Genomic DNA, 19,386 nt, shown 5'->3' with positions numbered 1-19,386 from the left:
GCGTTGGCGTGCACCTTGTAGCCGTAGAAGCTCTTGCCGTGCTTCTTGGTCCAGCGCGCGTCGCGGTCGGTGTGCTGCAGCCGCTTGGCATTCCAGCCCTCGGGCCTGCGGCCTTCGTTGAGCGCTTGGCGCTCGTCCTTGTTCGCCTGGGTGAGCGGTGCCTGCACGATGCTGGCATCCACGATCTGCCCGCCGCGCGGGATGTAGCCGTGCTGCTGCAACTGCAGGCTCACCGCCTCGAAGATGGCGCGCCCGCCCAGACCGCCTTGGGCCAAGCGCTGCTTGAAACTCCACAGCATGCGCGCATCGGGGATGTGCAGTGCTCCGTCCAGGCGGCAGAAGTGCGGCAAGCTCATGCGGTCCAGCACCTGGTACTCGCAGTCCTCGTCGCTGAGGTTGTACAGCGACTGGATGAACAGCAGCCGCACCATCACCTCAGTGGGGTACGGCGGGCGAGCGCCTTTGCTACGGTCAGCGCGAGGGCAGGCGGTGTCGACCCGGGCGGCAATGGCCGCGAAGTCGATCAGTTCGTCCATTGCTGCCAGGTTGGCAATGAAGCCGCCGAACTTGGCTTGGCGCTGGTCCTGCACGAACAGGTCAGCGCCAGGCTGGTGACGCCAGAAAGACGAGGGCTTGATGCGCGGGGTGATCATGGGCGACATCATGCCGGCTCACGGGCTGCAAGGGGGAGGGAGGTTTCGAGAAGTGCCCAGCAGCAGGCCGCCGTGGCCCAGCGGGCCGACCAGCAGGGTGGTCAGGACCGGGCCGAGCAGGCCGCCGGCGGAGGCGCCGGAGGCCATCAGGGCGAACAGGCGCTTGGCCTCGCCGGCGGCGAACACGTCGGCCAGCACGCTCCAGGCCAGGGAGATCAGCAGCATGCGGCATCGTTGGCAAGGAAACACCCCCGTGCCCCCGATGGCCGTATTCCGTTACAATCCATGCCCACGCGCCTGTAGCTCAGCCGGATAGAGTAGCGGCTTCCGAAGCCGTTGGTCGGGGGTTCGAATCCCTCCAGGCGCGCCATCCGTCTTCCGGCCGCGGTGCCGGGCCCGCCGGTCCGGCGCCGTCGCGTCCGCGGCCGCTCAGCGCATCTCGAACAGCTCCTGGTGGAACGCCGCCGGCGCCAGGCCGTGCGCCACCAGGTCGCGGCGCAGCACGCGGCCGAAGGGGGCCGGGCCGCAGAACCAGACGCTGGCCCGCTTCCAGTCCGGCACCAGGGTGCGCAGCAGGTCCCCGGTCAGGCGCCCACCCTCGGGGCCGGTGAACAGGTGCAGGGTGACCCCGGCCGCCGCGGCATCGGCGCGCAGCCGGGCGATGCCCTGCGCATCGGCGACGCTGGCCGGATGGAACAGGTCGATCGGACGCGGGTCGCGGTCGCGGTGCCTGGCCAGGTACTGCAGGCACGCGATGAACGGGGTGATGCCGATGCCCGCGCCGATCCAGATCTGGCGCGGGCAGGCGTCGTCGAAGGTGAAGCAGCCGTACGGCCCCTCGACCTCGACCCGCATGCCCACGCGCAGGCGCTCGGGCAGGCGCCGGGTGTGGTCGCCCAGGGCCTTGGTGATGAAGGTGATGCGCCGGTCCTGTGGGTCCCAGGCCGAGGCCAGGGTGTAGGGATGCGGCCCCTCCTCCGGATCGGACATGGCGAAGGCGAACTGCCCGGGACGGTGGCCGCGCCAGTCCGCGTCCATGCGCAGGGTGGTCTCCAGCGCGTTCATCCCCGGATAGTGCTGCAGGGACTCGATCACGCCGTGCGCGGTGCGGCTGGCGCCGGTCCGGCCCAGCAGCACCCACACCGCCGCCACGCTGCCGCTGGCCAGCAGCAGCGCCAGCGCCCACCCCACCGGCCGGGCCCAGTACTCGAACTTCACCAGCACCAGGGCATGGAAGGCCAGCACCAGGTAGACCACCGCGATCCAGCGGTGGGTCCTGGCGAACCAGCGGTACGGGAAACGCTTGACCAGGGCCAGCACCAGCAGCACCGCGGCCACGTAGAAGGCCCACTCGCCCAGGTCCTCGGCCAGCCCGCGCCAGCCGCGCAGGGTGGACTCGACCAGGCCCATGTCCTCCGCCACCCCGCGCGGCTTGCGCACCGGCCGTTCCAGCCAGCCCCAGCCCACCGCCCACTTGGTGCCCTTGGCCCACAGCCAGTGCACCGTCGCGGTCACCAGCGCGGTAATGCCCAGCCACTTGTGCAGGCGGTACAGCTTGTCCAGCCCGCCCAGGCGCGGCTCCAGCCACATGGGCCGGGTCGCCAGCACCATCGCCAGCGACATCACGCCGATGGCCAGCACGCCGCTGAACTGCACCCAGACGGTGCGGAAGGCGAAGTAGCCCGGCGGCTCCGGCCACAGCGTGTCGGCCAGCAGCCACAGCACGCACAGGGCCAGCAGGAACATCCAGAACGTCCAAAGAATCCGCTTCATCCGCTTCGCTCCGCATCGGCGCCCGGGCGGTCCGGGGCGGGCCCGCCCGCGTTCCGCCCGATCACGGCAGAGTGGACCTGTGGCAGGCCACGCGCCTTGATCCTGCACAAGCCGGCCCTGCCGCCCGCCGCCGCACGGCACATCCGCCGTTCAGCGGCCCCCATCCAGCATCGCCCTTTTCATGCACTCCCCACGTTCCCCCGGCCAAGCTGGGACGGCCGCCAAGGAGAAACACCATGGACCGTCGCTTCCTGCCCGCACTGCCCGCCCTGGCCGCCCTGGCCCTCGCCGCCTGCGCCACCGGCCCCGGCATCGCCCGCGTCGAACCCGTGGACGGCGTGGTCTCGGGCCAGTGCCACCTGGACAGGGTGCGCGGCGCGGTCGGCCTGGCCGCGGCCGCGCCCACCCTGGAGCGCGCCCGCATCGACAGCGACAGCCTGCGGGTGCGGGTGGTGCGCAGCGTCGCGGAACGGCCGGCCAGCGCCACCCGCCCGGAGATCCCGGCCACCGCCTCCGGCGGGGAGGAGCTGATCGTCGAGACCGGCGCCAACCACGCCATCACCGGGATGCGCTGCGGCTGACCCCGGCCCGCGCCTGCATGCGCCGCCCGCGCCGCGGCGGCCGGCCCGCGGGCGCCGGGCCACGCGCCACCCGGCCGCGGCCGCCGTGGGCGCGGCGCAGGAAGGCCAGGGCCGCCCGCTCCCACTGCCGCTGCCCACGGCAACCGGCGCAGGCACACTGCAGGCTCCCGTCGACCCAACCCTCGAACACGCACGGGTCGATGTACGCGCTGCGGCACACCGCCGGCGTGTTGCCCAGGGCCTCGGCCACCGCCTTCACCACCTGGGCCTGCCGGCCCGCGCGTTCGCGCCCGCAGTCCGGCGCCGGGGCAAGCGCGGCCAGGCCGCGCATGGCCGCCAGGGTGCCGCCCCAGGTGCGGAAGTCCTTGGCGGTGAAATCCTCGCCCATCGCCTGCCGCAGGTAGCCGTTGACCTGCGCCGACTGCACCGGCACCAGTGCGCCTTCGTCGTCGCGGTACTGGAACAGGGCCTGGCCCGGCAGCTCGCGGCAGCGACGCACCAGCCGGACCAGGCGCCGGTCATCGATCACCGCCTCCTGCACCTGCCCGGCCTTGCCGCGGAAGGCGATGTGCGCCCGCCCGCCGGCCAGGAAGGCCACGTGGCGGTTGCGCAACGTGGTCAGGCCGTAGGAGCCGTTCTCGCGGCGGTAGCTGTCGTTGCCGATGCGCAGCAGGGTCTCGTCCATCACCGCCACCACGATGGCCAGCACCTTGTCGCAGGGATGGCCGGGCAGGGCCAGGTCGCGCCGCAACCGCCGGCGCAGCGCCGGCAGTGCGCGGCCGAAGGCGACGATGCGCGCGAACTTGCCCGCGCCGCGGCGGCGCGCCCACTCCGGGTGGTAGCGGTACTGCTTGCGCCCGCGCGCGTCGCGGCCGGTGGCCTGCACGTGGCCGCAGGGATCCGCACAGATCCACACGTCGCGCCAGGCCGGCGGGATGGCCAGGGCGCGGATGCGCGCCAGGGTGGCCGCCTCGCGCACCGCGCGGCCGTCGTCATAGTGGTACGCGAAGCCCCGCCCGCAGCGCCGGCGGCGTAGGCCGGGCATGGCGTCGGTGACGTGGACCAGGCCGCGGCCGCAGGTGTCTTCGGCGGACGGCCGGATGGCGGTGGTGGCAGGCAAGGCGGGCTCCGGCGCGGCGGGGAGGCCCGCAGTGTCCGCCCGCCCGCGCCGTGTCCGCGTCAATGCCGCCAACGCCGGTTAACGCATCGCGAATGCGGACTGCGGCAAGCTTCGACACTTCTCGACCGGGAGGCCCCATGCGTACGAGTCTCTGCCTGCTCCTTGCCGCGACCACCACCCTGGCCCTGTCCGCCTGCAGCCAGGAGGACATGCAGAAGCTGGACGAGGCCGAACAGGAGCAGGCCGAGGTCGCCGCGCGCCAGGCCGCCGAGGCCGCCATGCAGCCCGCCGAGGGCACGCCGCCGGCACCGGTGTGCGATGCCAGCCCGGTGCAGGGGCTGGTCGGCCAGCCCGCCGACGAGGCCACCGTCGAACAGGCCCGCGAGGATGCCCATGCCGAACGCGTGCGCGTGCTGCGCCCGGGCCAGGCGGTCACCCTGGAGTTCGACGGGGCACGCCTGAACGTGGAAGTGGACGAGTCCAACACCATCGTCGCCCTGCGCTGCGGTTGAGCGCGCTTGCAAACGGATCCGGAAACGCCGGCCACCGCGCCGGCGTTTTCCGTATGGACGGCGGACGCGGCTGCTCCTGCACGAGCGCGCCAGCGGCGACGCGGTGGATGCATTCACCGGAGCGTGTGCGATGGCGGCGGTTGAACACCCGCGCGGATGCGCCGGCGGGGCCGGCGCTGACGCGGCGCCTGCACGGAAAAACGCGTGGTGTTGGGGTGTTCAGGAGGATGGCCGGGGCGGCTTGCGGCACCGCAACAACTGTGTTTTAGTCGGAATTCCGGCGACATTTCGGTCGCGTCAGTTTCCACGGAAACTGTGCGCGGTGCCGCCCTCACCGTTTTCCGGAAAAACCTCCGGAAAACCTGCTGCTGTTCGAGGTACAGATGGCCCTTCGCGACCGCCACGGGCATCGGGAGCCGGCCGGGCTCCACGACCCTCGTACCGAACGCGACGCATGCGGCTTCGGCATGATCGCGCAGCTGGACGACCAGCCCTCGCGCGCGCTGGTGGACACCGCCATTGCCGCGCTCTCGCGGATGACCCACCGCGGCGGCGTGGCCGCCGACGGCCTCACCGGCGACGGCTGCGGCCTGCTGATCCGCAAACCCACCGCGTTCCTGCGCGCGCTCGCGCGGGAGGCCGGCATCGCCCTGGATGCGGACGCGCGCCTGGCCGCCGGGCTGGTGTTCCTGCCGCATGACGAAGGCCAGGCCGCGCACTGCCGCGACGTGCTGGAGGCCGAGCTGCACCGCGTCGGCGTGGACGTGCGCGGCTGGCGCGAGGTGCCCACCGATCCGCAGGTGTGCGGGCAGCTGGCGCGCGACACCCTGCCGCTGATCCAGCAGCTGTTCGTCCAGGCCGGCGCCGGCCAGGACGAGGAGGCCTTCTTCGTGGCCCTGTTCGTGGCGCGCCGGCGCGCCGAGCAGCGCCTGCGCGAGGTGTCCGACTTCTACGTGGTGACCCTCTCGCCACATGCCATCGGCTACAAGGGCATGGTGCTGCCGGACAAGCTGGCGCGCTTCTACCCGGACCTGATGCGCGCCGAGTTGGCCTCCAGCGCCGTGGTCTTCCACCAGCGCTTTTCCACCAACACCCTGCCGCGCTGGCCACTGGCGCACCCGTTCCGCATGCTCGCCCACAACGGCGAGATCAACACCATCGAAGGCAACCGGCGCTGGGCGCAGGCGCGCGGCAAGGTGTGGAAGACCCCGCGCTTCGACATCGCCGAGTTCGACCCGCTGGTGTCCATGCACGGCTCGGACTCGCAGAGCCTGGACAACATGCTCGAGCTGCTGGTGGCCGGCGGCATGGAGCTGATCCAGGCCCTGCGCATCCTGGTGCCGCCGGCGACCCAGTCGCTGGAGTTCAAGGACGCCGACCTGGCCGCGTTCTACGAGTTCTACGCGCTCAACACCGAGCCGTGGGACGGCCCGGCCGGCATCGTCTCGATGGACGGGCGCTACGCCGCCTGCACCCTGGACCGCAACGGCCTGCGTCCCTCGCGCTGGCTGCTGACCTCTGAGCGCCACTTCATCGTCGCCTCCGAGGCCGGCGTCTGGGAGGTGCCGACCGAGCGGGTGGTGCGCAAGGGCAAGCTGGGCCCGGGCGAGATGATCGCCATCGACCTCAAGCGCGGCGACCTGCTGGACAGCGAGGCCATCGACCGCATCAACCGCGGCCGCGCCCCGTACAAGCAGTGGCTGCACCAGGGCGTGACCTACCTGCAGACCGAGCTGATCGACCCGTCGCTGGCCGAGGAGCCGTTCGACGAGAAGACCCTGCGCAGCTACCACAAGCTGTTCCAGCTCAGCGTCGAGGAGGTGGAGCAGGTGCTGCGGCCGATGGCCGAGACCGAGCAGGAACCGACCGGCTCGATGGGCGACGACACCCCGCTGGCGGTGCTCAGCCGCCGGGCGCGGCCGCTGTTCGACTACTTCCGCCAGGCTTTCGCCCAGGTCACCAACCCGCCGATCGACCCGCTGCGCGAGAGCTGCGTGATGTCGCTGTCCACCCAGCTCGGCAAGGAGACCAACATCTTCCATGCCGGGCCGGAGACGGTGAACCACATCATCCTCAACTCGCCGGTGCTGTCGCAGCGCAAGCTGCGGCAGATCCTGCGCATGGCCCCCTACGACCGCCAGCACGCGCAGATCGACCTGTCCTACACGCCGGAGGAGGGCCTGAAGGCCGGCATCGAGCGCATCTGCCGCGAGGCCGAGCAGGCCGCGCGCGACGGCAAGGTCATGCTGCTGCTGACCGACCGCTATCCGGTGCGCGGCCGGCCGATGGTGCACGCCCTGCTGGCCACCGGCGCGGTCCACCACCACCTGTGCGCCAAGGGCCTGCGCTGCGACGTCAACCTGATCATCGAAACCGGCACCGCGCGCGATCCGCACCACTTCGCCTGCCTGCTCGGCTACGGCGCCACCGCGGTCTATCCGTACCTGGCCTACCAGACCCTGTTCGACCTGGGCCGGCGCGGCATCCTGCAGCTGAAGAAGGGTGGCGAGGTGGCCGAGATCGGCCGCAGCTACCGCAAGGGCATCTACAAGGGCCTGTCCAAGATCATCTCGAAGATGGGCATCAGCACCATCGCCAGCTACCGCGGTGCGCAGCTGTTCGAGATCGTCGGCCTGGACCGCGAGGTGGTGGAGCTGTGCTTCGCCGGCACGCCCTCGCGGGTGGGCGGGGCCGGCTTCGCCCGCCTGGACGCCGACGCCCGCGCGCTGGCCGAGGCGGCGTGGAACGACCGCGCCCGGCCGGAGATCGGCGGCCTGATCAAGTACGTGCACGGCGGCGAGTACCACATGTTCAACCCGGACGTGGTGATGAGCCTGCAGAAGGCCACCCGCACCGGCGACCCGGCCGACTGGAAGGCCTACACCGAGGCGGTGCACTCGCGCCCGCCCTCGGCGCTGCGCGACCTGCTGGCGCTCAAGCCGGCCGGAGCCCCGGTGCCGCTGGAGGAAGTGGCGCCGGCCTCGGACCTGCTGCGCCGCTTCGACACCGCCGCCATTTCCCTGGGCGCGCTCTCGCCCGAGGCGCACGAGGCCCTGGCCATCGCCATGAACCGCCTGGGCGGGCGCTCCAACTCCGGCGAGGGCGGCGAGGACCCGGCCCGCTACGGCACCGGGAAGCGCTCCAAGATCAAGCAGGTGGCCTCCGGCCGCTTCGGCGTCACCCCCGAGTACCTGGTCAACGCGGAGGTGCTGCAGATCAAGATCGCCCAGGGCGCCAAGCCGGGCGAGGGCGGCCAGCTGCCGGGCCACAAGGTCAACGAGCTGATCGCCCGCCTGCGCTACGCACGCCCGGGCATCGGCCTGATCAGCCCGCCGCCGCACCACGACATCTACTCCATCGAGGACCTGGCCCAGCTGATCTACGACCTCAAGCAGGTCAACCCGCAGGCGCTGGTCTCGGTCAAGCTGGTCAGCCATGCCGGCGTGGGCACCATCGCCGCCGGTGTGGTCAAGGCCGGCGCCGACCTGATCACCGTGTCCGGCCACGACGGCGGCACCGGCGCCAGCCCGATCAGCTCGATCCGCTACGCCGGCGTGCCGTGGGAGCTGGGCGTGGCCGAGACCCACCAGGCGCTGGTGGCCAACGACCTGCGCGAGCGCACCATCCTGCAGACCGACGGCGGCCTGAAGACCGGCCTGGACGTGGTCAAGGCGGCGCTGCTGGGCGCCGACAGCTTCGGCTTCGGCACCGCGCCGATGATCGTGCTGGGCTGCAAGTACCTGCGCATCTGCCACCTCAACAACTGCGCCACCGGCGTGGCCACCCAGGACGAACGCCTGCGCAGCGCGCACTTCACCGGCCTGCCGGAGCGGGTGGAGAACTTCTTCCGCCTGCTGGCCGAGGAGGTGCGGCAGTGGCTGGCCTACCTGGGCGCGCGCTCGCTGGACGAGATCGTCGGCCGCACCGACCTGCTGGAGCAGATCGACGCGGCCCCGCGCGAGCACGTGCGCCTGGACCTATCGCGCCTGCTGGCCGGCGCCCCGCGGCAGGACGGCCACTGCGCCGCCCAGCGCCTGTACGAATCGCCCGACAGCCTGGCCACCCAGCTGGACCTGCAGCTGGCCGATGCCATCCGCGACAGGAAGGGCGGCGAGCACCGCTACCTGATCCACAACACCGACCGCAGCATCGGCGCGCGCCTGTCCGGCGCCATCGCCCGCGCCCACGGCAACCAGGGCATGGCCGACGCGCCGATCACCCTGCATTTCCGCGGCACCGCCGGGCAGAGCTTCGGCGCGTTCAACGCCGGTGGCCTGCACCTGGAGCTGGAAGGCGAGGCCAACGACTACGTCGGCAAGGGCATGGCCGGCGGCCGCCTGGTGATCCGCCCGCCACGCGGGGCGCGCTTCGAGGCGCGCAACACCCCGATCATCGGCAACACCTGCCTGTACGGGGCCACCGGCGGCGAGCTGTTCGCCGCCGGCCGCGCCGGCGAGCGCTTCGCCGTGCGCAACTCCGGCGCGCTGGCGGTGGTGGAGGGCGCCGGCGACCACTGCTGCGAGTACATGACCGGCGGCGTGGTGCTGGTGCTGGGCAAGGTCGGCCTGAACTTCGGTGCCGGCTTCACCGGCGGCCTGGCCTACGTGCTGGACCTGGACCGCGACTTCGTGGACCGCTTCAACCACGAGCTGATCGACATCCACCGCATCAGCCCGGAAGGCTTCGAGAACCACCGCCAGCACCTGCACCGCCTGATCCAGCGCCACCGCGAGCTGACCGGCAGCATCTGGGCGCAGCAGATCCTGGACGAGTTCCGCGACTACATCGGCAAGTTCTGGCTGGTGAAACCCAAGGCCGCCAGCCTGGAGTCCCTGGCCGACACCCTGCGGAGGGCCGCATGAGCCGCGCGAACGTCTTCCAGTTCCTCGACCTGCCGCGGGAGATGCCGCGCCGCATCCCGGTGGAACTGCGCACCGCCGGCGACTGGGGCGAGCTGTACGGCAGGTTCGGTGCCGCCGAGGCGCGCCACCAGGCCGGCCGCTGCCTGGACTGCGGCAATCCCTACTGCAGCTGGAAGTGCCCGGTGCACAACGCCATCCCGCAGTGGCTGCAGCTGGTGCAGGAGAACCGCATCCTCGAGGCGGCCGAGCTGTGCCACAGCACCAACCCGCTGCCGGAGGTGTGCGGCCGCGTCTGCCCGCAGGACCGTCTGTGCGAGGGCAGCTGCACGCTCGACGACGGCTTCGGCGCAGTGACCATCGGCGCGGTGGAGAAGTACATCGTGGACACCGCCCTGGACCAGGGCTGGCGCCCGGACCTGTCCGACGTGCAGCCCACCGGCTGCCGCGTGGCCGTGGTCGGCGCCGGTCCGGCCGGCATCGCCTGCGCCGACCGCCTGGCCCGCGCCGGCATCCAGGCCGTGGTCTACGACCGCTACGAGCAGATCGGCGGCCTGCTGCAGTTCGGCATCCCCACCTTCAAGCTCGACAAGGCGGTGATCGCGCGCCGCCGCCAGGTGCTGGAGGGCATGGGCATTCAGTTCCGCCTGGGCGTGGAGGTGGGCCGCGACGTCACCCTGGAGCAGCTGCTGGACGAGTACGACGCCGTATTCCTGGGCACGGGCGCCTACCGCTACACCGACGGCGGCCTGCCCGGCCAGGACGCCGAGGGCGTGCTGCCGGCGCTGCCGTTCCTGGTGCAGAACGGGCGCATCGTCACCGGCACCGACCCGGCCACCGCGCAGAGCCGGCCGATCGCCGGCTGGGAGGACCGCATCCGGCTGCCCGATCTGGGCGGCCGGCGCGTGCTGGTGCTGGGCGGCGGCGACACCGGCATGGACTGCGTGCGCAGCGCCATCCGCCTGGGCGCGGGCCGGGTCACCTGTGCCTACCGCCGCGACGAGGCCTCCATGCCCGGTTCGGCACGCGAGGTGGCCAACGCCCGCGAGGAGGGCGTGCGCTTCCTGTTCAACCGCCAGCCGCTGGCCATCGAGACCGACGAGCACAACCGCGTCACCGGCGTGCGCATGGTGGAGACGAGGCCGGGCGAGCCGGACGCACGCGGCCGCCGCGCACCCGTGCCGATCGAGGGCAGCGAGTCGGTGATCGGCTGCGACGTGGTGATCATCGCCTTCGGCTTCTCGCCCAGCGTGCCGGAGTGGATGCGCCAGGCCGGCATCGAGGGCACGGCCAACGGCCGCATCGTCACCGGCGGCCCCGGGCGGCTGCCGTACCAGACCGCCAACCCGCGCGTGTTCGCCGGTGGCGACGCGGTGCGCGGCGCCGACCTGGTGGTCACCGCGGTGGCCGAAGGCCGCGACGCGGCCGCCAGCATCGCCCAGGCCCTGGCCGGGCAGACGGCGGCGGTGGCGGCCTGAGACCCGCCGGCCGCCCCGTGGCGGCCGGCATCGCCGCACGCGGCGACGTTTTCCTACACTGGCGGACCCGCCACACACGGACCGTCACATGCGCCTGGGACTTGCCGCCAACCGCCTGCACCACGCCACCCGCGACGCCGGCCTGTTCCGCTGGCTGCGCGCCTGCGCGCCGGCGATCCGCGAGCTGGGGCTGGAGCTGCACGCGGTCGGCCGCACTCACGACGCCATCGTGCGCGCCGGTCTGCTGGCCGGGCATCCCGGCCTGAAGCGCTACCCGTACGGCCGCGACGGCGGACTGATGCGGCTGGTGGCCGAGGTGGTGGGCATGCCCGGTGAGGACCGCACCCTGGACGGGGCCATCTACCTGATCGACCCGGTGGATCCGTCCTCGGTATTCCCCGAGGCGGTGGCGCTCAAGCGCCAGTGCGTGATCCATGGCAAGCCCTTCATCTCCACTGTGGCCAGCGCCTGCGACTGGATCGAGAACGAACGCATCCACGCCGGCCTGGACCCCGACCCGGCGGCCGACCGCTTCCACGCGTTCGAGTCGCAGACCCTGGCGCTGATCGCGCACGATGCGATGAAGCCGCAGATGTTGGCCTTCGCCGCCGAGCACTTCGACGTGCTCTCACGCTTCGCCCGGCGCGTGGGCACCGGCACCACCGGCCAGCGCCTCAACGAGATGGCCTGGAGCCGCGGCTGGCCGCAGGACCGGCCGTGGGTGGACCGCTTCCAGAGCGGCCCGATGGGCGGCGACGCACAGATCGCCGACCTGGTGCTGCAACGGCAGTGCCAGCGGGTGGTGTTCTTCGAGGACCCGCACGTGGCGCGCCAGCACGAGGCCGACATCCAGCTGCTGGAGCGCGCGGTGACCACGGTGACCGACGCGGCCGTGTGCATCACCTCGCCGGCCATGGCCGCGCGCTGGATGGCGGCGGTGCGGCGCCGCGCCGCGCTGAGGCGCTGCTGACCGCCATGTGCGTGGTCGCCTTCGCCTGGAACACCCATCCGCGCTGGCGGCTGGTGCTGGCCGGCAACCGCGACGAGTTCCATGCCCGCCCGAGCGCGGCGCTGGCGGGCTGGGAGGACGCCCCGGGGGTGTACGCCGGCCGCGACCTGGAGGGCGGCGGCACCTGGCTGGGCGTGGACGTGCGCGGCCGCTGCGCGCTGGTGACCAACGTGCGGGACCCGCGCGCGCCGCAGGACGGGCGCTCGCGCGGCCTGCTGGCCAGCGACTACCTGCGCGGCGGCGAGGGCGCGGAGGCCTACGCGCAGGCGCTGGCGCCGCAGGCGGCCGCGTTCCGCCCGTTCAACCTGCTGCTGTTCGACGCACAGGCCTGCTGCTGGCTTTCCAACCATCCGCAGCGGCTGGCCCGGCCGGTCGACGGCGTGCACGTGCTGTCCAACGGACAGCTGGACGCGCCCTGGCCCAAGGCGCTGGCGCTGGGCGTGAGCCTGGCCGAATGGCTGGAGGGCACGCCGGAGGACACCTCGTTCCGGCTGCTGTTCGCGGCCCTGGCCGACGACACGCCCTGGCCCGACGTGTACCTGCCGGACACCGGCATCGGCCTGGAACGCGAACGCCTGCTGTCGCCGGCGTTCATCCGCGGACGCGAATACGGCACCCGCGCCAGCACCGTGGTCGCGCTCGACCGCGCCGGCGGCGGCATCGTCGAGGAACGGCGCTGGGGCCCGGACGGCGCGCCGCTGGGCCGCACCCGCCTGGAACTGCCGGCCGCCTGAGCCCGCCGCGTCCACGCTGAACGCACCGGCGCGGCTTCACTCCGCGCTCAGGCCGGCCGCGCCAGCCTTGCAGGCCCATACACGACAAAAGGACTCCCCATGCGCAGCACCGCGAAGGCCGGCCTGGCCATGGCCATCCTGGCCGCCACACCCTGGCGCCTGGCGCGCCGGCCCAGTCCCACAAGAACGGCGCCCAGGCGGAGACCGCCGGCACCGTGGCCACCCTGACCCAGGCCGAAGTGCGCGAGCTGCTGGCCGCACAGGGCTTCACCCGCGTCGACGACCTCGAGTTCGAGGACGGCATGTGGGAGGCCGAGGCCACCAGCGCCGACGGCAAGCGCGTGGACGTGCGCGTGGATCCGGCCAGCGGCAAGGTCTATACCGAGGGCCAGGTATCGCGCCTGGGCGCCGAGGACATCAAGGCCCGGCTGGCCGCGGCCGGCTATTCCAGGATCCACGACGTCGAGTACGACGACGGTCTGTGGAAGGCCGAGGCCGAGCGCCCGGACGGGCGCGAGGTCGAGGTCCGCCTGGACCCGCAGGACGGCCGTATCCTGGGCGTGGAGAACGATTGACGCCTACGCCGGTCCGGCGGCCCCGCCCGCCGCGGCCGGCCGCGCGTGGCGCCAGGCCACCAGCCAGCCGGCGCCGAGCAGCAGCGCAGCCAGGAACCAGGGCGCGCCCGGCACTTCCGCCGGCGCGTCCTGGCCGACGAACAGCGCGAACACGTGGCTGAACACCAGCGGCCCGGCGATGCCCGCCAGGCTGACCAGGCTCATCAGCGCGCCCTGGATGCGGCCCTGCACCTCCGGCCCCACCGCCCGCGTGATCAGCGACTGGGTGGACGGCGTGGCCAGTGCCCACAGTGCGCTGACCGGCAGGCCGGCCAGGAACAGGGCGCCGGTGCCGGCCAGGCCATAGATGGCGAAGCCCAGCACGCCGCAGGCCAGGCCGAACAGCAGGGTGCGGCGCTCGCCCAGCCGGCGCACCACCCGGCCCACCAGCACCGCATTGACGATGATGCCCATCACTCCGACGCCGGCCAGCACCCAGCTGACCTCGCGCGGACCCCAGCCATAGCGGTAGTCGGCGAACAGCACGAACACGCTGGGATAGACGTAGTGCGCCAGGTTGGCCAGGAACACCACCACGGCCAGGCCCACCACCTGCGGATAGCTGCGCAGCAGCGCCAGCGCGCCCAGCGGGTTGGCGTGCGACAGATCGAAGCGCCGCGTGCGCCGCTCCGGCGGCAGCGACTCCGGCAGCACCAACAGGCCGTAGAGGAAGTTCAGCAGTGCCAGCCCGGCGGCGAACCAGAACGGCAGGCGCAGGTCGATCGCGCCCAGCCAGCCGCCGACCAGCGGGCCGACCACGAAGCCCAGGCCGAAGGCCGCGCCGATCATGCCGTAGCTCTTCGCGCGCCGCTCCGGCGGGGTGACGTCGGCGATGTAGGCGTTGGCGGTGGTGAAGCTGGCCGCGGCCACACCCGAGACCAGGCGCGCCACCAGCAGCAGGCCCAGCGACCGGGCCAGCGCCATCAGCACGAAGTCCAGGCCCAGGCCCAGGCAGGAGACCAGGATCACCGGGCGCCGGCCGAAGCGGTCCGACAGCGCGCCCTGCACCGGCGTGGCCACGAACTGCACGGCGGCGAACACCATGCCGAAGATGCCCACCCAGCGTGCGGCGGCGGCCACGTCACCGCCGGTGAATTCCTCCACCAGGTGTGGCAGCACCGGGATGATGACGCCGAAGGCCAGCACGTCGATCAGCACGGTGATGAAGATGAACACCAGGGCGGCGCGACGTGCGCCCGGCCGTAGCAGCGTCAGATCCACGAACAGGTCCCATGCGGCCGCCGGAAGCGGCGCAGTGTAGCGCGCCCCGGCCCGATGGCATGGGCGCGCCCACACCGCCCGTGTGGCGTGGGCCACATTTCCGACGACGCCGTGGCCGCCTGCGGGCGCCACCGGCCCTCGCGGCCAGCTCGGCGGGAGCCGCGTCGGCGGCGACGCGACGGATGCGCCCGGCCACCGCGCATGCACCCGTGCCGCGCCTGATGTGGGGCGGTTGAACGCCGGCGCCGGCCACGCCGGCCGGGTCGCCGCGGACGCGGCGCCTACCGTGGCATCGGCACGCCACGAGCGCCAGCGCCGGATGTGGGTGGGTGACGGATGCGAACGACGGCCCGGGTCGCCCGGCGCGCGGTTACGGCAGCGGGGTGACGGTGATGCGCTGTTCCAGCACGTGCTGCCGGCCGGGATCCAGCGCGACCACGTCGGGGCCGGCGTTGGCCGCCTCCACGCACAGGAAGCCGCGCCAGTACGGCCCCACGTCGGCCATGCGCGCGGCCGCGGCCTCGCCCGGGTTCCACACCACGGCGCTGCGCCCACCCTGCACCTGCAGCTCGATCGCCCGACCCAGCCCCGGATCGACCAGCCGGTAGCGGCCGCCGGCGCCCGGATAGGTGCGGTCGCTGCGGCCCGGATCGCGCGGATCGGCCAGGATCCAGTCGCCCTGCTGGGTGTAGGCGCGGTAGCCGTCGTTCTTGTCCAGGTAGGTGAGGCCGTCCAGGCCCTCGACGCGCACGGCCTCCACGTCGGCCACGCGGAAGTAGTTGTGCAGCGCCTCGGTGAACACCACCGGCGCGCCGCCGGTATTGGTGGTGACCAGCCGCTGCCGCAGCTGCCGGCCGACATGGACCTCGCTGCGCACGCGCAGGTCCAGGCCCTGCAGCGCCGGCGGTTCCAGCACCACGGTCACGCCCTCGTCCTCGGCGCGCGCCTCGACCAGCCGCCACGGCAGGGTGCGCACGAACCCGTGCGAGGGCACGCCCTCGCCCTGGCCCTGGCGGCCGAAGTACGGCCAGCACACCGGGATGCCGCCACGGACCGGCGTGGGCAGGGCCGCACGCAGCGGCGAGAGCCAGAACACGTCCTGCCCGCCGCGAGGCACGTACGAGAGCACCTGGCCCCCGAACAGCGCCACCGCCGCGCTGGCGTGCGCGGTCTCCACCAGCACCGCCTCCAGTCCCTGGAAGGTGCCGAAGGCCACCCCCGGCACGGCCAGCACGGATGCCTCGGGCGCGACCACGGGCGACTGCTGCCAGGCGGTGAAATCGGACGGCAGGGAGAACGCGGGGGGCGTGGGCATGGTGGCAACGGGCTCGTGGGAAGGCGCATGCGCCGCCTCCGGCACGGGCCCGCGCGCGCCGGCGCCACCGCACCCGGCCAGGGCGCAGGCCAGCAGGACGGTCAGCCGGGACGGGATCGGGTGCATGCGGGCGTGCGGACGGCAGGTTGCGCGCATGATACCCGCGCCCGCCACGCCGCCGGTCCCGCGACCCGGCCGGCGGGCGCCGGGAGGCACGCCTGCCGGCTCAGGACAGGTCGCCGTCCACGTAGTACCAGCGCCCGCCCTCGCGGACGAAGCGGCTCAGCTCGTGCATGCGCACCGCGCTGCCGCCGCCGACCCGGTAGCGGGCCACGAACTCCACCTCGCCGCGGTCGCCGGCGACGCGGTGCGATTTCACGGTCAGGCCCAGCCAGACCACGCGGCGGCCGTCCGGGTCTTCCAGGTCCAGGTGCGCCGGGCAGGTGGACGGATGCCAGGTGGCGCGCAGGTGGTCCGGCAGGCCCAGCACGTAGGCGCTGTAACGCGAACGCATGGTGGCCAGCGGGTCGGGCGCCGCCTCGCCGGCGTGCCAGGGGCCGCAGCAGTCTTCGTACTCGCGGCCGGTGCCGCACGGGCAGAGCATGACAGCCTCCCGCCGGCGCCTCAGCGCCGGCCCTCGATGAAGCGCAGGAACTCGTCGCGGGTGCGGGCGTCCTCGCGGAAGGCGCCCAGCATGGTCGAGGTGACCATGCTCACCCCGCGCTTGTGGATGCCGCGGGTGGTCATGCACTCGTGCACGCCCTCGACCACCACGCCCACGCCCAGCGGGTTGAGCACGTCCTGGATGCACTGGGCGATCTGCGCGGTCATCTTCTCCTGGACCTGGAAGCGGCGGGCGTAGGCCTCCACCACCCGGGCCAGCTTGCTGATGCCCACCACCTTGCCGTTGGGCAGGTAGCCCACGTGCACACGGCCGATGATCGGCGCCATGTGGTGCTCGCAGTGGCTTTCGTACTCGATGTCGCGCAGCACGATCATCTCGTCGTAGCCGGCCACCTCCTCGAAGGTGCGGGACAGGTACTCGTGCGGGTCGACCCGGTAGCCGCTGAACCAGTCGGCGTAGGCCTCCACCACCCGCCGCGGGGTGTCGAGCAGGCCCTCGCGGCCGGGGTCTTCGCCGGCCCAGCGCAGCAGGGTGCGCACGGCCTCCTCGGCCTGGGCCCGGGTGACGGGGGAATCGGGGATACGGTCGCTCATGGCGCGCGCGGCTGGGGGAACGGACGGCCATGGTACCGCGCCGGCCCGGTCGCCCGCCCCTTGGCCCCGGGCCGCGCGCGCCACAGAATGGGGGCTTCCGTCACTCCGGAGAACGCAACGTGCGCCGTACCGCATTCGTCTGCAGCACCCTGGCCCTGGCCCTCGCCCTGGCGGCCTGCTCGCCCCAGTCCGGCGAGACTTCGGCCACCGACGCCACCGCCCAGGCCGCCCAGAGCGAAAGCGAGCGCCTGAACGCCTGGTTCGAGCAGAAGTACGAGGAAAGCCTGCAGTTCAGCCCGCTGCGGATGTCCTTCCTCGGCCGCAAGGACCTGAACGACCAGCTGGACGACGTCAGCGAGGAGGCCATCCGCAGGCAGCTGGCCTGGCTGGAGGCCTCGGTGCGCGAGATGGAGTCCAGCTTCGACTACGACAGGCTGGATCCGGAGGCGCAGGTCTCCTGGGCGCTGTGGAAGCGCCAGTACGAGAGCATACGCGACGGCATGCCGTTCCTGGCCAACGACTACCTGTTCGACCAGATGAACGGCATGCACAGCACGCTGCCGACCTTCCTGATCAACTTCCACAAGGTGGAAGACGAGAAGGACTACCTGGCCTACGTCTCGCGCCTGCAGAAGGTGCCGGTGATGTTCGACCAGCTGCTGCAGCGCGCCCGCGCCGCCGCCGGCCAGGGCATCCGTCCGCCGAAGTTCGCCTACGAGGGCGTGCGCGACCAGTCGCGCAAGGTCATCAGCGGCGCGCCGTTCGACGATGGCGCCGACAGCGCGCTGTGGGCCGACGCCAAGGCCAAGGCCGACGCGCTGGCGGAGCAGGGCGTGATCAGCGCCCAGCGTGCCGACGAGCTGAAGGAACAGGCCCGCCAGGCCCTGCTGGAGCACGTGCGCCCGGCCTACGAGCGGGTGATCGCCTGGTGCGACGAGGACATGCCCAACGCGCTGGAGAACCCGTCCGGCGTGGGCAGCACCCAGCCCAACGGCGCCGAGTACTACGCCTACCGGCTGCGCGAGATGACCACCACGGACATGACCGCCGACCAGATCCACGAGCTGGGCCTGGCCGAGGTGGCGCGCCTGCGCGGCGAGATGGAGGCGCTCAAGGACAAGGTGGGCTTCAAGGGCGACCTGCAGGCGTTCTGGAAGTTCATCGCCACCGATCCGCGCTTCAAGTTCCCCAACACCGACGAGGGCCGCCAGGCCTACATCGACGAGGCCACCCGGGTCATCGACAACATCAAGCAGCACCTGCCGGAGTACTTCGGCCTGCTGCCCAAGGCCGACCTGGTGGTCAAGCGCGTGGAGCCGTTCCGCGAGCAGCCCGGTGCCGCCCAGCACTACTACCCCGGCGCGCCGGACGGTTCGCGCCCGGGCATCTACTACGCGCACCTGGCGGACATGAACGCCATGCCCAGGCCGGAGCTGGAGGTGGTGGCCTACCACGAGGGCATCCCGGGCCACCACATGCAGATCTCCATCGCCCAGGAGCTGACCGGCGTGCCGACCTTCCGCACCCAGTACTTCAGCACCGCCTTCATCGAGGGCTGGGGCCTGTACTCGGAGTGGCTGGCCAAGGAGATGCCGGGCACCTACCAGGACCCGTACTCGGACTACGGCCGCCTGACCACCGAGATGTGGCGCGCCATCCGCCTGGTGGTGGACACCGGCCTGCATGCCAAGGGCTGGACCGAGGAGCAGGCGGTGGACTACTTCCGCGCCAACAGCTCCATCCCGCTGGACGCGATCCGCTCGGAGGTGCGCCGCTACCTGGTCAACCCGGGCCAGGCCACCGCGTACAAGATCGGCATGATCCGCATCCAGCAGCTGCGGCAGAAGGCCGAGCGCGAGCTGGGCGAGCGCTTCGACATCCGCGGCTTCCACGATACCGTGCTGGGCGGCGGCTCGATGCCGCTGGACCTGCTGGAGCAGCGCGTGGACCGCTGGATCGAGCGGAAGAAGCAGGAAGACTGAGCCGCGGGGCGGTCTTTCCGCGCAGCGGGCCGGGCGGCGACGCCCGGCCCGTTCGTTTTGGGCGGTGCCCCTGTGTCGTGCGGGGCGGTGGAGCGCCGATGCCGGATGCGCCGGCGGACCGGCGCGGCGCCTGAGCGATGGCCGTGGCACGGTGGGCGTCGCCGATGGCGCCACACCTTCGCGTGCGCGGACGAGTCCGGAGACCGCCGGGTCGCCGCGCACGCGCACCGGGGCTGGATGCGGGCGGTTGAGCGCCGGCGCCGGCCGGGCCGGTCGGCTCGCCGCCGGCGCGGCTCCTACGGGGACGGGTCGGGGGC

At 72.6% G+C, this 19,386-nt stretch carries 16 protein-coding genes and 1 tRNA gene; 9 read left to right on the top strand and 8 right to left on the bottom strand.

What is annotated here, in order from left to right; genetic code table 11:
- Positions 1 to 665 (bottom strand): transposase (locus CR938_RS11020; RefSeq protein WP_162125057.1); only part of this gene is annotated, 665 nt, incomplete at its 3' end.
- 6 nt (positions 666 to 671) lie between these two features.
- Positions 672 to 878, bottom strand: coding sequence for a hypothetical protein (locus CR938_RS11015; RefSeq protein ID WP_246191056.1), 207 nt, complete (start codon positions 876 to 878; stop codon positions 672 to 674).
- A gap of 68 nt (positions 879 to 946) precedes the next feature.
- Between CR938_RS11015 and CR938_RS11010 the strand changes: the two genes are divergently transcribed.
- Positions 947 to 1,023 (top strand) — tRNA-Arg (locus CR938_RS11010).
- A 59-nt stretch (positions 1,024 to 1,082) separates the two neighbouring features.
- On the opposite strand, the gene CR938_RS11005 is transcribed toward CR938_RS11010, so the two are convergent.
- Positions 1,083 to 2,426, bottom strand: a complete 1,344-nt coding sequence (locus CR938_RS11005; protein ID WP_162125056.1) for a ferredoxin reductase family protein — start codon at positions 2,424 to 2,426, stop codon at positions 1,083 to 1,085.
- A gap of 236 nt (positions 2,427 to 2,662) precedes the next feature.
- Between CR938_RS11005 and CR938_RS11000 the strand changes: the two genes are divergently transcribed.
- Positions 2,663 to 3,007, top strand: coding sequence for a hypothetical protein (locus CR938_RS11000; protein WP_162125055.1), 345 nt, complete (start codon positions 2,663 to 2,665; stop codon positions 3,005 to 3,007).
- Here CR938_RS11000 and CR938_RS10995 read toward each other — a convergent pair.
- Positions 2,985 to 4,199, bottom strand: coding sequence for a DNA topoisomerase IB (locus tag CR938_RS10995; protein WP_425502441.1), 1,215 nt, complete (start codon positions 4,197 to 4,199; stop codon positions 2,985 to 2,987). The genes CR938_RS11000 and CR938_RS10995 overlap by 23 nt on opposite strands.
- Positions 4,200 to 4,264: 65 nt before the next feature.
- On the opposite strand from CR938_RS10995, the gene CR938_RS10990 reads away from it, so the two are divergent.
- The 6 genes from CR938_RS10990 (at position 4,265) to CR938_RS10965 (ending at position 13,294) form a co-directional block, all read left to right on the top strand.
- On the top strand, positions 4,265 to 4,639 hold the full coding sequence (locus CR938_RS10990) for an I78 family peptidase inhibitor (RefSeq protein WP_162125054.1): 375 nt from the start codon (positions 4,265 to 4,267) through the stop codon (positions 4,637 to 4,639).
- Positions 4,640 to 5,022: 383 nt separating this feature from the next.
- Entirely contained in the window at positions 5,023 to 9,501 is a 4,479-nt protein-coding gene (gene gltB / locus CR938_RS10985) for a glutamate synthase large subunit (protein ID WP_162125053.1), read from the top strand.
- The gene (locus tag CR938_RS10980) at positions 9,498 to 10,976 is read left to right on the top strand and encodes an FAD-dependent oxidoreductase (protein ID WP_162125052.1); all 1,479 of its coding nucleotides are present in this window, start codon (positions 9,498 to 9,500) and stop codon (positions 10,974 to 10,976) included. The genes gltB and CR938_RS10980 overlap by 4 nt, the downstream gene beginning before the upstream one ends.
- Positions 10,977 to 11,064: 88 nt before the next feature.
- Positions 11,065 to 11,946, top strand: coding sequence for a methylglyoxal synthase (locus tag CR938_RS10975; RefSeq protein ID WP_162125051.1), 882 nt, complete (start codon positions 11,065 to 11,067; stop codon positions 11,944 to 11,946).
- A 5-nt stretch (positions 11,947 to 11,951) separates the two neighbouring features.
- Positions 11,952 to 12,719, top strand: coding sequence for an NRDE family protein (locus CR938_RS10970; RefSeq protein WP_162125050.1), 768 nt, complete (start codon positions 11,952 to 11,954; stop codon positions 12,717 to 12,719).
- Positions 12,720 to 12,934: 215 nt separating this feature from the next.
- Positions 12,935 to 13,294, top strand: coding sequence for a PepSY domain-containing protein (locus tag CR938_RS10965; RefSeq protein ID WP_246191054.1), 360 nt, complete (start codon positions 12,935 to 12,937; stop codon positions 13,292 to 13,294).
- A 3-nt stretch (positions 13,295 to 13,297) separates the two neighbouring features.
- Here CR938_RS10965 and CR938_RS10960 read toward each other — a convergent pair whose 3' ends face one another.
- From CR938_RS10960 to folE, 4 genes are all read right to left on the bottom strand, one after another.
- Positions 13,298 to 14,554: a TCR/Tet family MFS transporter gene (locus CR938_RS10960; RefSeq protein WP_162125049.1), complete on the bottom strand. Its 1,257-nt coding sequence runs from the start codon at positions 14,552 to 14,554 to the stop codon at positions 13,298 to 13,300.
- Positions 14,555 to 14,924: 370 nt separating this feature from the next.
- Positions 14,925 to 15,869: a D-hexose-6-phosphate mutarotase gene (locus tag CR938_RS10955; RefSeq protein ID WP_246191053.1), complete on the bottom strand. Its 945-nt coding sequence runs from the start codon at positions 15,867 to 15,869 to the stop codon at positions 14,925 to 14,927.
- Between the two features lie 226 nt (positions 15,870 to 16,095).
- Entirely contained in the window at positions 16,096 to 16,473 is a 378-nt protein-coding gene (locus CR938_RS10950) for a YchJ family protein (protein WP_162125048.1), read from the bottom strand.
- 20 nt (positions 16,474 to 16,493) lie between these two features.
- Positions 16,494 to 17,087 (bottom strand): GTP cyclohydrolase I FolE, encoded by a 594-nt coding sequence (gene folE / locus CR938_RS10945; RefSeq protein WP_162125047.1) that lies wholly within the window; start codon positions 17,085 to 17,087, stop codon positions 16,494 to 16,496.
- Positions 17,088 to 17,206: 119 nt separating this feature from the next.
- On the opposite strand from folE, the gene CR938_RS10940 reads away from it, so the two are divergent.
- Entirely contained in the window at positions 17,207 to 19,069 is a 1,863-nt protein-coding gene (locus CR938_RS10940; protein WP_246191052.1) for a DUF885 domain-containing protein, read from the top strand.
- Positions 19,070 to 19,386: the final 317 nt, after the last annotated feature.

Origin of the sequence: Pseudoxanthomonas taiwanensis, assembly GCF_010093135.1 — a bacterium.
Taxonomy (GTDB): domain Bacteria; phylum Pseudomonadota; class Gammaproteobacteria; order Xanthomonadales; family Xanthomonadaceae; genus Pseudoxanthomonas; species Pseudoxanthomonas taiwanensis.
Note: the sequence above shows the minus strand (reverse complement) of the source record. Positions and strands in the feature narration are given on the sequence as shown.

Excerpts from the sequence above, each read along its gene's own strand:
- folE (WP_162125047.1), bottom strand. The coding sequence starts at position 17,087 with ATGAGCGACCGTATCCCCGATTCCCCCGTCACCCGGGCCCAGGCCGAG.
- CR938_RS10950 (WP_162125048.1), bottom strand. The coding sequence starts at position 16,473 with ATGCTCTGCCCGTGCGGCACCGGCCGCGAGTACGAAGACTGCTGCGGC.
- CR938_RS10970 (WP_162125050.1), top strand. The coding sequence starts at position 11,952 with ATGTGCGTGGTCGCCTTCGCCTGGAACACCCATCCGCGCTGGCGGCTG.
- gltB (WP_162125053.1), top strand. The coding sequence starts at position 5,023 with ATGGCCCTTCGCGACCGCCACGGGCATCGGGAGCCGGCCGGGCTCCAC.
- CR938_RS10955 (WP_246191053.1), bottom strand. The coding sequence starts at position 15,869 with ATGCCCACGCCCCCCGCGTTCTCCCTGCCGTCCGATTTCACCGCCTGG.
- CR938_RS11005 (WP_162125056.1), bottom strand. The coding sequence starts at position 2,426 with ATGAAGCGGATTCTTTGGACGTTCTGGATGTTCCTGCTGGCCCTGTGC.
- CR938_RS11000 (WP_162125055.1), top strand. The coding sequence starts at position 2,663 with ATGGACCGTCGCTTCCTGCCCGCACTGCCCGCCCTGGCCGCCCTGGCC.
- CR938_RS10980 (WP_162125052.1), top strand. The coding sequence starts at position 9,498 with ATGAGCCGCGCGAACGTCTTCCAGTTCCTCGACCTGCCGCGGGAGATG.
- CR938_RS10975 (WP_162125051.1), top strand. The coding sequence starts at position 11,065 with ATGCGCCTGGGACTTGCCGCCAACCGCCTGCACCACGCCACCCGCGAC.
- CR938_RS11015 (WP_246191056.1), bottom strand. The coding sequence starts at position 878 with ATGCTGCTGATCTCCCTGGCCTGGAGCGTGCTGGCCGACGTGTTCGCC.
- CR938_RS10990 (WP_162125054.1), top strand. The coding sequence starts at position 4,265 with ATGCGTACGAGTCTCTGCCTGCTCCTTGCCGCGACCACCACCCTGGCC.